Source organism: Leminorella grimontii, from assembly GCF_039789245.1.
Classification (GTDB): domain Bacteria; phylum Pseudomonadota; class Gammaproteobacteria; order Enterobacterales; family Enterobacteriaceae; genus Leminorella; species Leminorella grimontii.
In genome coordinates this window covers 895,027-908,264 of sequence record NZ_CP146357.1, presented here as the reverse complement: position 1 = coordinate 908,264, position 13,238 = coordinate 895,027, and the positions used below count along the sequence as shown (strand labels likewise).

Annotated in this window: 12 protein-coding genes; 6 read left to right on the top strand and 6 right to left on the bottom strand. The window is 57.7% G+C overall.

What is annotated here, in order from left to right:
• The first annotated feature begins 215 nt into the window (after positions 1–215).
• The 4 genes from lptF to V8L73_RS04295 all read left to right on the top strand — a co-directional run bounded on the left by lptF (position 216) and on the right by V8L73_RS04295 (position 4,478).
• A complete protein-coding gene (gene lptF / locus V8L73_RS04310) occupies positions 216–1,310 on the top strand; it encodes an LPS export ABC transporter permease LptF (protein WP_027274146.1) in 1,095 nt (364 codons plus the stop codon).
• A gap of 2 nt (positions 1,311–1,312) precedes the next feature.
• Complete coding sequence (gene lptG / locus V8L73_RS04305) at positions 1,313–2,389, top strand: LPS export ABC transporter permease LptG (RefSeq protein WP_027274147.1); 1,077 nt, start codon at positions 1,313–1,315, stop codon at positions 2,387–2,389.
• A 137-nt stretch (positions 2,390–2,526) separates the two neighbouring features.
• Positions 2,527–2,856, top strand: a complete 330-nt coding sequence (locus tag V8L73_RS04300) for a hypothetical protein (RefSeq protein ID WP_347254208.1) — start codon at positions 2,527–2,529, stop codon at positions 2,854–2,856.
• A gap of 92 nt (positions 2,857–2,948) precedes the next feature.
• Complete coding sequence (locus V8L73_RS04295) at positions 2,949–4,478, top strand: multicopper oxidase family protein (protein ID WP_347254207.1); 1,530 nt, start codon at positions 2,949–2,951, stop codon at positions 4,476–4,478.
• 37 nt (positions 4,479–4,515) lie between these two features.
• On the opposite strand, the gene V8L73_RS04290 is transcribed toward V8L73_RS04295, so the two are convergent.
• From V8L73_RS04290 to yihU, 6 genes are all read right to left on the bottom strand, one after another.
• Complete coding sequence (locus V8L73_RS04290) at positions 4,516–5,430, bottom strand: aldose 1-epimerase (RefSeq protein WP_347254206.1); 915 nt, start codon at positions 5,428–5,430, stop codon at positions 4,516–4,518.
• Between the two features lie 36 nt (positions 5,431–5,466).
• Entirely contained in the window at positions 5,467–6,834 is a 1,368-nt protein-coding gene (locus tag V8L73_RS04285) for an MFS transporter (RefSeq protein ID WP_347254205.1), read from the bottom strand.
• A gap of 54 nt (positions 6,835–6,888) precedes the next feature.
• A complete protein-coding gene (locus tag V8L73_RS04280) occupies positions 6,889–8,334 on the bottom strand; it encodes an MFS transporter (RefSeq protein ID WP_027274152.1) in 1,446 nt (481 codons plus the stop codon).
• A 96-nt stretch (positions 8,335–8,430) separates the two neighbouring features.
• On the bottom strand, positions 8,431–9,441 hold the full coding sequence (locus tag V8L73_RS04275) for a zinc-dependent alcohol dehydrogenase (RefSeq protein WP_347254204.1): 1,011 nt from the start codon (positions 9,439–9,441) through the stop codon (positions 8,431–8,433).
• 56 nt (positions 9,442–9,497) lie between these two features.
• A complete protein-coding gene (locus V8L73_RS04270) occupies positions 9,498–10,361 on the bottom strand; it encodes a class II fructose-bisphosphate aldolase (RefSeq protein WP_261831311.1) in 864 nt (287 codons plus the stop codon).
• 41 nt (positions 10,362–10,402) lie between these two features.
• Positions 10,403–11,290 carry a sulfolactaldehyde 3-reductase gene (yihU, locus tag V8L73_RS04265; protein WP_347254203.1) on the bottom strand — a complete coding sequence of 296 codons (888 nt, stop codon included), beginning with the start codon at positions 11,288–11,290 and terminating at the stop codon, positions 10,403–10,405.
• A 190-nt stretch (positions 11,291–11,480) separates the two neighbouring features.
• On the opposite strand from yihU, the gene V8L73_RS04260 reads away from it, so the two are divergent.
• Positions 11,481–12,377, top strand: a complete 897-nt coding sequence (locus V8L73_RS04260) for a sugar kinase (protein ID WP_347254202.1) — start codon at positions 11,481–11,483, stop codon at positions 12,375–12,377.
• 48 nt (positions 12,378–12,425) lie between these two features.
• On the top strand, positions 12,426–13,217 hold the full coding sequence (locus V8L73_RS04255) for a DeoR/GlpR family DNA-binding transcription regulator (RefSeq protein ID WP_027274157.1): 792 nt from the start codon (positions 12,426–12,428) through the stop codon (positions 13,215–13,217).
• Positions 13,218–13,238: the final 21 nt, after the last annotated feature.

The following is a 13,238-nucleotide window of genomic DNA, read 5'->3' as shown; positions in this document are numbered from 1 at the left end:
AGGATAAAATGACCATCGGCTCACCGCCCACCTGAAGTTTTCATTAACACGACACATTTCGTGTTAATATTTCTGCGTATTAATACTATTATTAGCTCTACTATTTATTACTACGAGATGCCTGCCATTATGGTGGATGTTAGTAAAAATAGCGAATTAACCAAGAAAGTATCGGCTTTCCTGCAAAAAAACAAGTTTTCACAGGCGTATTTAACTTGATAATCATTAGATATCTGATCCGAGAAACGTTCAAGAGCCAAGTCGCGATCCTGTTCATCCTGTTGCTGATTTTCTTCTGTCAGAAACTGGTCAGGGTTTTGTCTATGGCCGTTGATGGTGATATTCCGGCAAACCTGGTGTTTTCCCTGCTTGGCCTGGGCGTTCCGGAAATGGCGCAGCTTATACTGCCGCTAAGCCTGTTTCTTGGCATTTTAATGACCTTCAGCAAGCTGTATTCGGAAAGCGAAATCACGGTTATGCACGCCTGCGGCCTGAGTAAAAACGTTCTGCTGGTCTCAGCGCTCGCGCTTTCGGTGGTAACGGGCGTAGCCGCCGCCGTCAATGCGCTTTGGTTTAGCCCGATGTCGGCCATCAGTCAGGAAAAAATCATCGCCGACGCCAAAGCCAACCCCAGCCTCGGCGCGCTGGTCGAAGGGCAGTTTCAAACCTCGCAGGACGGCAACGCCGTACTGTTCGTCGGCAGCGTAGACGGCAACCAGTTCAACGACGTTTTTCTGGCGCAGCTTCGCCCTTCCGGCAACCAGCGCCCTTCCGTCGTAGTGGCGGACAAGGGCCACATTGAATCAGATAACCTCGGCAACCAGCGTATCTTCATGGATAAGGGCACTCGCTATGAGGGCACCGCCATGCTGCGCGATTTCCGCATTACCGACTTTAACCACTATCAGGCCGTCATCGGCCATCAGGAAGTGACGCTGGACGACGGCGACGTAGAGCAGGCCAGCTTCCGCACGCTGATGGATACCGATACCCATCAGGCCAAGGCCGAAATGAACTGGCGTCTGACGCTTATCATCTCCGTTCCACTGATGGCACTATTGGTCGTTCCCCTAAGCGAAGTGAACCCGCGCCAAGGGCGAGTGGTCAGCATGCTGCCGGCCATGCTGCTGTATCTGCTTTATTTCCTGCTGCAAAGCTCCCTTAAGTCCAACGCCGCCCGCGGGAAAATCGACCCTATGATGTGGACCTGGGTCGTCAACCTTGCCTATCTGGCGTTGGGCATTATGCTCAACCTGTGGGACTCCATACCTATGCGCCGCCTGCGTGCAAAACTGAAGGGAGCGGCATAACTATGTTTAGCGTATTGGATCGCTACATCGGTCGGACTATCTTCAGCACCATTATGGCCACCCTGTTCATGCTGGTGAGCCTGTCAGGCATTATCAAGTTTGTCGACCAGCTGCGCAAAACCGGCAAAGGCGACTATGACGTCTGGGGCGCAGGGCTTTATACGCTGCTAAGCGTGCCGAAGGACATCGAAGTGTTTTTCCCTATGGCGGCGCTGCTCGGCGCGCTGTTGGGCCTGGGCATGTTGGCGACCCGCAGCGAACTGGTCGTCATGGAAGCCTCCGGCTTCACGCGGCTGCAGATCGCCAGCGCCGTGATGAAAACGGCGATCCCGCTGGTATTGCTGACGATGGCCATCGGCGAATGGGTCGCCCCCATCGGCGAACAGACGGCGCGTAACGTGCGCGCCCAAATGCTGTACGGCAGCTCGCTGCTGTCTACCAAGGACGGCATGTGGGCAAAGGATAATCACGACTTCATCTACATTCAGAACGTCGTCGATCAAAACGAGCTCTCCGGCGTCAGCATCTACCACTTTGACAACGCACGTAAGCTGATATCAGTGCGCTACGCCGGTACGGCGACGTACGATAAAGACAAGCAAAGCTGGATACTGTCTCAGGTAGACCAGTCAGACCTAAGCCAGACGAATAAAATCGTCGGCACTCAAACGCTAAACGAAGAGTGGAAAACCAACCTGACGCCGGACAAGCTAGGGGTGGTCGCCATGAACCCAGAATCCCTGTCCGCCAGCGGGCTGTATGAATACAGCCAGTACCTTAAGCAAAGCGGGCTGGAAGCCAACCGCTATTCTCTGCTGTTCTGGAAGAAAATTTTCACGCCGATATCCGTTGCGGTGATGATGCTGATGGCCCTGTCGTTTATTTTCGGGCCGCTTCGCAGCGTGCCGATGGGCGTGCGGGTCGTCACGGGCATCGCCTGCGGCTTCGTTTTTTACGTGCTCAACGAGATTTTTGGGCAGTTCAGCAGTATCTACAACGTTCCCTCAATGCTGGGGGCGCTATTGCCCAGCGCCGCTTTCCTCCTGCTCAGCCTGCTTCTTCTCAGGCGAAGACAGTAGTCCGAGGGCCTCTTTCAAACTGCTCATGCTGAAAGAGGCCTTATTTAAAGAAACGCAAATCGCGTTGCAACGCGTGTAACTCACGGTTAACATTCACCGCAATGCTTTTCTTTTATTGAGGCTTTGCGCTTGCTGCTATGCATTTACGTTGGCTAACCGGTACGTTTTTCATCCTGGCTTTGCTGTTTTCCGGCGCGGCGTTTTCCGCACCGGCGTTCGGCTGTGCTCATGCCGGTCAGGAAGCTAGCGTGTCAGAACACCATCACGCAGCAGCAAAAGCCGATATGTCCTGTCAAACCCACTGCATTGACGCCGCCCACTGCGCGCAGTGCATCTTTGCGCTTCCTTCCGTTTCGCTCACGTTCAGCGGCGAAGCGGAACGCGAGCCGTACCGCGTCGACAACCAGCGTAAGTTTTCCCGCTCGCTGTCTCCCGAGCCGCATCCTCCCAGAAGTTATCGTTTTTAATCTATTTTTATTACCAAGATAACGTAACTTTTTGACGCAGGGTTTTGCTCTGCGCCTGCTCCGCTACCGTGCGGAAAAGAGAGGATATTTATATGAATCGCAGACTGTTTTTAACCAAGATCGCCGCCGCCGTAGGCGCCCTGGCCGCCACCAACGTTATGGCACAGCGAGGCGCAATGGACCACTCATCAAGCGGGCACGGCATGGACCACGGACAAATGCAGGGCCACGACATGCCAAACGGCGGTATGAGCAGCCATATGGGAGCGAGCAAGCTGCTGCCGGAATCGGCGCTACCGCAGGGAAATCCGCTTCCCGCGCTGCCCAAGCTTGCCAACCGCAGCGGTAAAGGCGGCGTATTCACCGCTAGCCTTACGGCAAAACCCGTTAGCGTTGAGCTGGCTGACGGCCTGATGACCGAATTCTGGGCCTACAACGGCCAGATCCCCGGCCCGGCGATAGAGGTTTTTGAAGGCGACACCGTTGAAATCACGTTTAAAAACGAGCTGCCCCAGCCGACGACGCTCCATTGGCACGGCCTGCCCGTCCCACCCGATCAGGACGGCAACCCACAGGACGAAGTCGCCCCCGGCGCAAGCCGCACCTATCGCTTCACCTTGCCGCAAGGCTCGGCGGGCACCTACTGGTATCACCCCCACGGCCACAACACCGTTGCCGAGCAGGCCTTTCGCGGGCTGGCGGGCGCCTTTATCGTCAAGCCGAAGCAGGACGGACTGTCCCACATTCCGGTACAGGACTGGCTTATCTCGGACCTGAAGCTTAATGCCGATGGAAAGATCGCCGACAACTCGATGATGGACTGGATGAACGGCCGCGAAGGCCAGTTCGTGCTGATTAACGGCGCGCTTCGCCCGCAAATGTCGCTCAACGGCGCAACCCGCGCTCGACTGTGGAACGCCTGCTCCGGCCGCTACCTCAACCTGGCGCTGAGCGATGCCGACGTTTACGTTATCGGCACCGACGGCGGCCTGATTGAGCGACCGCACAAGGTTGACGCGCTGCTGCTGACGCCGGGCGAGCGGGCCGAAGTGCTGATTGTTCCAACCAATACCGGCCAACAGAACCTGCGCTCACTCTCCTACGACCGCGGCAAGATGGGCTGCAGCGGCGTAGAGGGCGAGCGTATTCTGGCGGCAGTCTCTATGACGCAGGGGAATATGCCGACACTGCCGAACCCGCTTCGCACCCTGCCTGTGCTAGGCCAGCCTACGGCGACAAAAACGTTGGAATACACGGAAACCATGGAAATGGGCAAAGGCATGCCCGGCATGAACTTCCTGATCAACGGCAAGAAGCACGATCTTAACCGCATCGACCTGACCAGCCGGGTAAACGAGGTTGAAGAGTGGGAAATCTTCAATAACTCCCACATGGACCACAACTTCCACCTGCACGGCACGCAGTTCACCGTCGTGGACTATCGGCTTAATGACCAGGTGAGAAAACCCGACTACGTGGGGCACAAAGACACCGTCAACCTTAAACCCTACGAGCGAGTGCGCATCAGAATGGCCCAGCATCATAAGGGCATTCGCATGTACCACTGCCATATTCTTGAACACGAAACGCTTGGCATGATGGGGCAGTTGGAGGTAGTTTAGCCATCTGAAGACGGGGCTCACTAGAGCCCCGTTTAGCTTACAGCGAAGCAATCTCCCAACGGCTCTCAATAAACAGCGGAGAATCCTTAGTCACTACCGTCGGCGCGGTGTTTACGCCGTTTGGAGGGCCAGACAGCGGCTCGACGCAGGCGGCGTCGGGCTGTTTGTCGAACACCACCATCGATGGCGCTTTCGAGCTCATCGTCAGGCGCACTTTCCCCGGCCAGAGCAGCTCGGCGGACATGCCGTTTTCAAAACCGAAGCAGTCGTCCCACGGGCCAGGCCTCGGTGCGATGCGCCTGCCGGTGGGCAGCTCGTTGTCACCAGGCTCTTCCTGCCAGTCGGCGCTAAATGATACTTGCAGCTGTTCGTCAGCCGCACCCACCGGCGCCTGGCTCACGTATTCCTCGTCGCCGGTCCATTTGGCGAACCACGGGTGCCAGCCGGCCGCTGCCGGGAAGCGCTCTCCATCGCTTTTAACCAAAAGGCTAACCGTCAGCGCGTTATCCTTCAGAGAAAAGCGCTGGATCACCTCGCCCTTCCACGGCCAGGGCTTATCCAACTTCAGCCTGAACGCGGCCTCGGTCGGCGACGCATCAACAATTTCCCACGCGCCAAAGCAGGCCATGCCGTGCAGCGCGTGGGGCGGTTTGTTCATCGGCAGCGGGTAGCTTTTTCCTTCAAAATTCAACTCGGCTCCGCCCATGCGGCCAACCCACGGCATCATGGGGAAACAGCCGTACTGAAACGCTCTTCGCTGCGGGTTCCACTGGCGCAGCAGCTCATAGCCAAACGCGTTGAGAGACGCGAGCCGGCAGCCGTCCTGCGGGTAGATAACCGCCCGCAAATCGCCGCTGGCAATCTCGATTTTCTCCCCTCTCGGCCCTGGCCAGGGAGCGTCAAATGCGCGGCGAACCGCCAGGTAGGGGCTTTCTTCTGTGCTTATTGTCATAACCCAATCCTTATTTCTTTAAAAAACGGTCTTCGCCTATTGCGTTTCCTGCTGGCGAATAAGACGTACGCAGATAAACGAAACGGCGGAAATCAACGCGAAGTAAGCGGCCACGAGCCAGGGCTTACCGCCGCCGAGCGCCAGCAGCGAGGAGGCGATAAGCGGCGTCATGCCGCCCAAAATGGCGGAGAACTGATAGGCGAAGGAGAGGCCGGTATAGCGAACCTTAGTGCCGAACATGCGGGTGAACATCGTCGGCTGAACAGCAAACATCATGGTCGGGCCGAAGTTATAGCCGATAATCATCGCCAGGCAGATAGCCAGCGGCTGCTGGGTTCCCAGAAGCCAGAAGAACGGAAAAGCGAAAACGATGCAAAACGCCGCGCCGGCGGTATAAAAAGCGCGCTGGCCAAAGCGATCGGACAGCCAGCCGATAAGCGGGCAGGAAATCAGCCCAATCGCAGAGGCGATAAGCATCCCCGTCAGAGGGATTTGTCGGTCCATCGCCAACTGCGTTGAGAGATAGGCGATGCCGAACGCGTTGATGATATTGGAAGAGACGGTTTCGGCCAGCCGCGCGCCCAGCGCCAGAAAAATGTTGCGCGGATGCTTGCGAAACAGCTCGACGATCGGCAGAGATTCTTTTTTAAGAACCGCCTCCGACGGCCTTTCGCTCATCGGCACCGTCAGAATCTCACGCTTTTGCGCCATGTTTTCACGCCTGGCGCTTTTAAAGTCGCCGGTTTCTTCGGTATGCAGGCGGATATACATCCCCACTACCAGCATTACCGCCGACAGCATGAAAGGAATACGCCACCCCCAGTCCATAAACTGTTCCGGCGTCAAAAGCCAGTTACACAGCGCAAATACGCCGGTGGCCAGCATAATGCCCGCCGAAGCCGCCGTCTGGGGCAAAGAGCCTAAGAAGCCCCGCTTGTGCTCAGGCGCGGACTCAATGGTCATCAGCGCCGCACCGCCGTACTCACCGCCCAGGCCGAAGCCCTGAACCAGCCGCAGCACGACCAGAAGCGCCGGCGCCCATACGCCCGCGCTGGCGTAGGTCGGCAACAGGCCGATAAGGAACGTCGACAGGCCGACGATAATCAGTGTCCAAATCAGCGTCACCTTACGGCCAACTCTGTCGCCATAGTGGCCAAAAACAATGCCCCCCAGCGGACGCGCCAAAAAGCCGACGCCAAAGGTAGCGAAGGCGGCAATAGTGCCTACGATGGGATCTTCCTGTGGGAAGAACAGCGGCCCGAATACCAGACCCGCCGCCGTGCCAAAAATAAAGAAGTCGTACCATTCCAACAGCGCGCCGGCAAAGCTGGCGGCGACCACCCGGCGCATCGCCGCGTCTGACAGCCGATTGTTGGAGGCGCCGTTATTATTATTCGTCTTCATCGCTTGCTTCCTTCTACGGCGGAGGCCGCCGGCGCAAAACGCCGGCGACGCGCGTTACTCATGTCGAGAACGATTTTCACTAAGCTCTGCCAGCACCGCTTCATCCTCGGCGTCAACGTTGGCGCCAATCGGCTCCCAGCGGATACACAGACAGGTGGCAAAGCCAATGAAAGGAACAATCGCCAGCCAGTAGAAGGCCTGAGTGTTCAGGCTTCCCCACAGCATCGGCCAGAAGATAAGCCCGGCAATGGCGCCAGTCCGCATGATGGCGCGAGCAAAGCCAACCCCGGCGGGGCGAATGCTTGGCGGGTAGGAGAGCGTCGCAATCGTCATGCCAAGCCCTCCCGGTCCGGCTGAGTGGAAGAAGATGATAGAGCCCAACAGTACCAGTGACAGCCATGGGTTAGTGGTCGCAAGCGCCCCCAGAGCCAGCAGCGCAATCGTCACCATGGCGAACCCAATCATGGACTGGCGGCGTGAACCTACTTTGCTGACGATAAGCGAACCAATAGCACCGCCGGTTACGCCGCACAGGGCGTTAACCACCGCCGAGCCCGTCAAAGCGCCGGACAGGCCGCCGCTGAGAATGCCCGCCAGCGTCAGCGGCAGGTAAACGCCCACGGCGTTGTACTGCCACGCCTGCATCGTCGCGACGATGCAGCCCAAGATCGTGCGGCGGCGGTAGGTCTTATTGAACAAAACGGAGTAAGCGCCTTCAATCTTGGCCTTTTGCTCAACCTGCTGCGCCTTCTGAACGTTTTCGGCGACCTCGGCGTCAATGCCATAGCGCGCTTTCAGTATTCGGCAGGAAAGGTCGTACTGACCTACTCGAGCCGCCCACATGGCAGACTCGCCGATAAAAACGTAGCGAAGGATCATCACCAACACGGCAAACGCGGCGCCAATAAAGATACCGTAGCGCCACAGGTGGCTTTCCGTGACGTCGGCAAAATGCAGCGGGATCAGCACCAGATACACTATCGTCGTAGACACGTACCATCCCATTTGCCACAGGTTTACCGATGAACCCGACTTCTTCGACGACGTTCCGCGAAGTTCAGCTACCGCGCTGGTCGCCAGCGGGAAGTCGATGCCTAAGCCAAAGCCCATAATCACGCGGGCGACGAGCACCCACCAGATGTTTGGCGCAAAGGCGACCGACAGCGCCCCCAGCGTACACAGGCCCATACCGATCAGAAACGCCCTGCGCTGCCCAAAGGTATTGATAACCCGGTTAGCCAGCAGCCCGCCGACCAGCGCGGCAATCAGCACTGAAGCGTTGACCGTCGCGGCAAGGCCGGGAGAAATGCCGAACTCGGCGGCAATGTATTTGTTGCCAAAACCCACCATCGCCGCCTGATAGGCATCGATAAGAATGCCTCCCAGCGCGATTAAAACGATGCCAATGTTAGAGCGAAGCGCAGAATTGCGGTTAACGATGTCGATCACGTCCTGCGGACGGCTTATCCGATAAGACGTTAAGGCTGTAGAGCACGTCATTGAGGTGTCCTTACTATTTCAGTAATAGTGTTATTGTTGTCGTTATAGTCTGAAATCAGGCTCCCCCGTATGGAGAGAGCCAAGGGCGTCAGTCAATCAGTCCTTATCGAACTGGATAAGCACTTTAATAGAGTCCGATTCTTTCGCTCTGGCGAAGGCCTGCGACGCCTGCTCGACCGGGAAAACGTCCGTCACCAGATCGCGAGTATCAAAGCGGCCGTCGGCCAGCCACTCAATCACCGCGTCAAAGTCTTCGGGAACGTACATGCCGGAACTGAGCAGGTCGCGCTCAAAGCGCTGCATGCTCGGCAGCGGGATCTCGCGGTTTCCGCTCGGTACGCCCATGCAGATAACGGTGCCGCCCGCCATCACCTTGGTGCAGGCCTCCATCAGCGTCGCCTGAGCGGCCACCACGTCGATAGCGCCGGTAAAGCGTTCGTCGGCGCCCAGTTCGCCCGGAGCCAGCGCTCTGGAAGCGCCGAACTTCAGCGCCAGTTCGCGCTTCTTGGCGTCCGGCTCAACGACGGTAATCTTTTGCGCCCCCATAATGCGCAGCGCCTGAACCACCGACAGGCCGATAGTGCCCGCGCCAATCACCAGCACGATTTCCCGCGCCGCTTCCGGCAGCCGGTTTACGCAGTGGCGCGCACAGGCCGCAGGCTCGGCGAAGGCCAGCACGCTAAGGGGCAGAGATTTGGGTGCGATATGGAGATTGCGGGCCGGCACGACGTGAGAAGAGCGGGCAAACCCCGGCGCGCGGAAGCCCGCAACCTGCGGCGGCTCGCACAGGTTGAAGCGCCCGGCCTTACAGGCGCGGCACTCCATGCAGGCCATAATCGGATCGACCACCACGTGGTCGCCAACGCTGACGTTGGTCACATTCGAGCCAATCTCAGTCACCCTTGCCGCAATTTCATGACCGGGAACGATGGGCGGCTTGGCAAACGGATGGCCGTCGGCCAGAACGTGCAGATCGGAGCCGCAGATGCCCATATAAACGGGAGCGATACGCACCTCACCGGGCGCCAGCGCCTTATCCTCAACGTCGCGGTGTTCCGTTACTACCTGGCCTACGGCCGAGAACAGAACATTTGTCACTTTACTCATAATGGCAACCTTATCTAATAAAAAAGAAACCGGAGTCAGCCTGTTGCAAGGCGGCGTTAAAAGTCCGCCGCTCTGTTACTGCTTCCAAACAGGCGAATTTTTTCTTTTACTCTTTCTTTCATAAAGTCCGTTCCGCGGCCAAGAGAAAGGGCCAGCGTGTATTCATGCGGATCGTTGCCCAGCACGTCCAACACGCCTTCGGTAAAGGCCTGACGCAGTTCGGTATCCACGTTGACCTTCGCTACGCCCAGCTCAACGGCTTTGCGAATTTGCTCGTCGGGCACGCCGGAGCCGCCGTGCAACACGATGGGTTTTTTCACCGCGTCGCGAATTTCTGCCAATCGACCGAACGCCAGCTTGGGTTCCTGCTTGTAGATACCGTGCGCCGTGCCGATGGAAACGGCCAAATAGTCAACGGTAGTGCCCTGAGAGAACGAGAGCGCTTCTTCACAGCTGGTAATAAAGGCCTCTTTTTCATCAACGGAGATATCGTCTTCCGTACCGCCGATTTTACCTATTTCGCCTTCACATCCTATTCCCAAAGCGTGTGAAACGTCGGCGACCGCACGGGTTATTCTCACGTTCTCGTCAAAGCTCAGGTGGGAGCCGTCAAACATCACCGAATGGAAACCGGCGCGCACGGCCTGCATGGTTTGCTCAAAGCTGCGGCTGTGATCCAGATGAATACACACCGGCACGTCGCACTCGGTCATAAAGGCGTCCACCATTGCCTTCATCGGCTGTAATCCCAAGGTGTTTATCACCCGTTGGCCGATTTGAAGCATCACCGGCGCGCGCTCTTCCTTCGCGGCCAAAAGCACAGCGCGAATGGTTTCGGCATTGTGGACGCTGAAGGCGCCGATGGCGTAACCGCCCTGCCAGGCCCGTTGGATCATCTGTTTTCCCGATATGTACGGCATAGTTGTCTCTCTTAGTGTTTCTCTGTTCTTCATGAATTACGTTAATCGGCTGCTCGCCCCGCAAGCTGACGAACCTGAGCTAAAATGGCCGTCCAGTCCTGCCGCCCTCTTCCCGCCGCGCGAGCCAAGCTGTAAACCTCCCGCGCCGCCGCGCCCAGAGGCGTTGGCACCTTAAGCTGGTTGGCGACGTCCAGCGCGATACCCAAATCCTTATGCGCCAGGTCGATCATGAACGACGGAGTCAGATCGCCCTTGAGCACCTTGTTCGGCCAGCTGGTGGTAAAGTGCCCCTTACCGGCCGGCGTGTTGGACATCACCTTGACGGCCACCTCAAGCGGCAGTCCCAGCGCTTCGCACATTACCGCCGCTTCGGCCGACAGCGCGTTGAGCGCGATGCTCATGTAGTTGTTAATCAGCTTGACGCGGATCCCCATGCCCGGCCCTTCGCAGTTGACCAGCTCGGACCCCATGCACATCAGAATTGGCGTCGCCCGCGCGACCTGCTCCGCCGTTCCCCCCGCCAGAATCAACAGCGAGCCGGCGATGGCGTGATCCGACGTGCGCCCTACCGGCGCGTCCATATAGCTAAACCCGGCTTCGCTCATGCGCTGGCAAAGGCGGTCGCTGTGCAGCGGGTGGATAGTCGACATGTCAATGACCAGCGCATCTCGTCTGAGCGTTTGCGTCACGCCCCGCTCGCCAAACAGAACGTCCTGAACCAGATCGCCGTTCGGCAGCATGGTAATCACGAACTCCGCGCCTTTGGCGGCCTCCGCGGGGCTGGCTGCCGCTGCGGCTCCCAATTCGCCAAGCGTAGCCACTGCCTGAGCATTTATGTCATATATCGTCAGCCGGTGTCCTTTCTTAATCAGATTGGTCGCCATCGGAGACCCCATCTGTCCCAGCCCGATAAAGGCTATATCCGCCATTTCCCCCCTCCTATCACTCTTGACTGAAAATGTCATTTTTTGTCATTTACCGAAATTGAATTGATGATATTTGTAGTTTTTAGTAATTAAAGTGACACCAATCACTCTTTTGGCATTTAAATGAATTAAAATGGACACAATGAGATCAACATCTGACAATGACGACAAAAATGAAAAAAGGAGTCTTACCATGCTGAAGATCGCCTGCGTTGGCATCGCGGTTCAGGATCGCCTCTATTACGTAGATATGCTGCCGGACGGCGGCGGCAAGTACGTTGCCCACGACTATAAGGAGATCGGCGGAGGACCCGCCGCCACGGCAGCGGTAGCGGCGGCCAGGCTGGGCGCCAGCGTTGACTTTATCGGCCGACTGGGCGATGACGCCGCGGGGAAAACCCTGCTGGCAGACCTAGAGCAGGAGGGCGTTAACGTGTCTCTAACCCGCGTGTACCCCGACGCCCGCTCATCCCAGTCCGCCATTCTGGTTGACCGCCAGGGAGAGCGGATCATCATCAACCACCCCAGCCCCGAACTGCTAAGCGATGCCGCCTGGATGAGCGACATTGACTTCTCTCGCTACGACATCGTGTTGGCCGACGTCCGCTGGCATGAAGGCGCGGAATACGCCCTAAAACGCGCCCGAGAAGTCGGCGTTCCGACGCTTTTGGATGCAGACCTGACGCCGCAGGACATACGTTCTCTGGTCGCGCTGGCGGACCACGCCGTGTTCTCCGAGCCGGGCCTTAAGAAAATGACGGGAGAAAGCGACGCGCTGACAGGCCTCAAGCTTGCCGCCGACGCGACGCCGGGCATCGCCTACGTAACGCAGGGCTCAAAGGGCTGCGCGTGGATAAATAAGGGGCGACTGAATCATAAAGCCGGGTTTACCGTTCAGGCGATCGACACCACCGGCGCCGGGGACGTTTTCCACGGCGCGCTGGCCTACGCGCTGGCAGAGAAACAGGAAATCAGCGATGCCGTTCGCTTCGCCAACGCGGTTGCCGCGCTGAAGTGTACGCGCCCCGGAGGGAGGGAAGGTATTCCAACACGCTCACAAACAGACGATTTTTTGTCACATTCAGTATAAAATGGACAAATACAGTCTTATGTGATGTCAATTAATGGGAGAGCTAACGTGACATTGACGGAGCTGACGGGAAATCCCAGGCACGACCGCCTGATTTCACTCATCGCCGAGCGCGGCTACATGAATATTGACGATCTTGCGCAAATTCTGGACGTATCGACCCAAACCGTACGCCGCGATATTCGAAAGCTGAGCGAAATGGGCTTTATCTCCCGCCACCACGGAGGGGCCGGGCGCGCCTCCAGCGTGATCAACACCGCCTTCGAACAGCGGGAAATCTCCTACACCCAGGAGAAAATCGCCATCGCGCAGGCAATAGCTGACTATATCGAAGACGGCAGCACGCTGTTTATCACTATCGGCACCACCGTTGAGCAGGTCGCCAGGGCGTTGGAGGGTCGCAAAGATCTGCGCATTATCACCAACAGCCTGCGCGTCGCCCATCTTCTCTATAAGCATACGGAGTTCGAAGTGATGGTGCCCGGCGGCACCATTCGTCGCCACAACGGGGGGATCATCGGCCCGAGCGCCGTCGCCTTCGTCGAGGGCTTTCGCGCCGACTATCTCATCACCAGCATGGGTGCGCTGGAGAGCGACGGCAGCATTCTGGAGTTTGACGTCAACGAAGCGGCGGTCGTTAAGGCGATGATCGCCCACTCCCGCAGCCTGCTGCTGGCGGCGGATCACACTAAATATCACGCTTCGGCCGCGGTGGAAATCGGCAACGTCAGCCAGGCAAGGGCGCTGTTTACCGATGAAATGCCGCCAACGCAGCTCACATCCCGGCTGAAACAGCATCAGGTCGAGATCCACATCGTTCAGGCGGAAAAAGAAGAGTAAGCCTGCCGTAACCGCCGGTCC

Bases quoted from the DNA above. Each gene is read 5' to 3' on its own strand.
- V8L73_RS04290 (WP_347254206.1), bottom strand. From the start codon at position 5,430: ATGACAATAAGCACAGAAGAAAGCCCCTACCTGGCGGTTCGCCGCGCA.
- V8L73_RS04280 (WP_027274152.1), bottom strand. From the start codon at position 8,334: ATGACGTGCTCTACAGCCTTAACGTCTTATCGGATAAGCCGTCCGCAG.
- V8L73_RS04285 (WP_347254205.1), bottom strand. From the start codon at position 6,834: ATGAAGACGAATAATAATAACGGCGCCTCCAACAATCGGCTGTCAGAC.
- V8L73_RS04275 (WP_347254204.1), bottom strand. From the start codon at position 9,441: ATGAGTAAAGTGACAAATGTTCTGTTCTCGGCCGTAGGCCAGGTAGTA.
- V8L73_RS04260 (WP_347254202.1), top strand. From the start codon at position 11,481: ATGCTGAAGATCGCCTGCGTTGGCATCGCGGTTCAGGATCGCCTCTAT.
- V8L73_RS04295 (WP_347254207.1), top strand. From the start codon at position 2,949: ATGAATCGCAGACTGTTTTTAACCAAGATCGCCGCCGCCGTAGGCGCC.
- V8L73_RS04270 (WP_261831311.1), bottom strand. From the start codon at position 10,361: ATGCCGTACATATCGGGAAAACAGATGATCCAACGGGCCTGGCAGGGC.
- lptG (WP_027274147.1), top strand. From the start codon at position 1,313: ATGTTTAGCGTATTGGATCGCTACATCGGTCGGACTATCTTCAGCACC.
- yihU (WP_347254203.1), bottom strand. From the start codon at position 11,290: ATGGCGGATATAGCCTTTATCGGGCTGGGACAGATGGGGTCTCCGATG.
- V8L73_RS04300 (WP_347254208.1), top strand. From the start codon at position 2,527: ATGCATTTACGTTGGCTAACCGGTACGTTTTTCATCCTGGCTTTGCTG.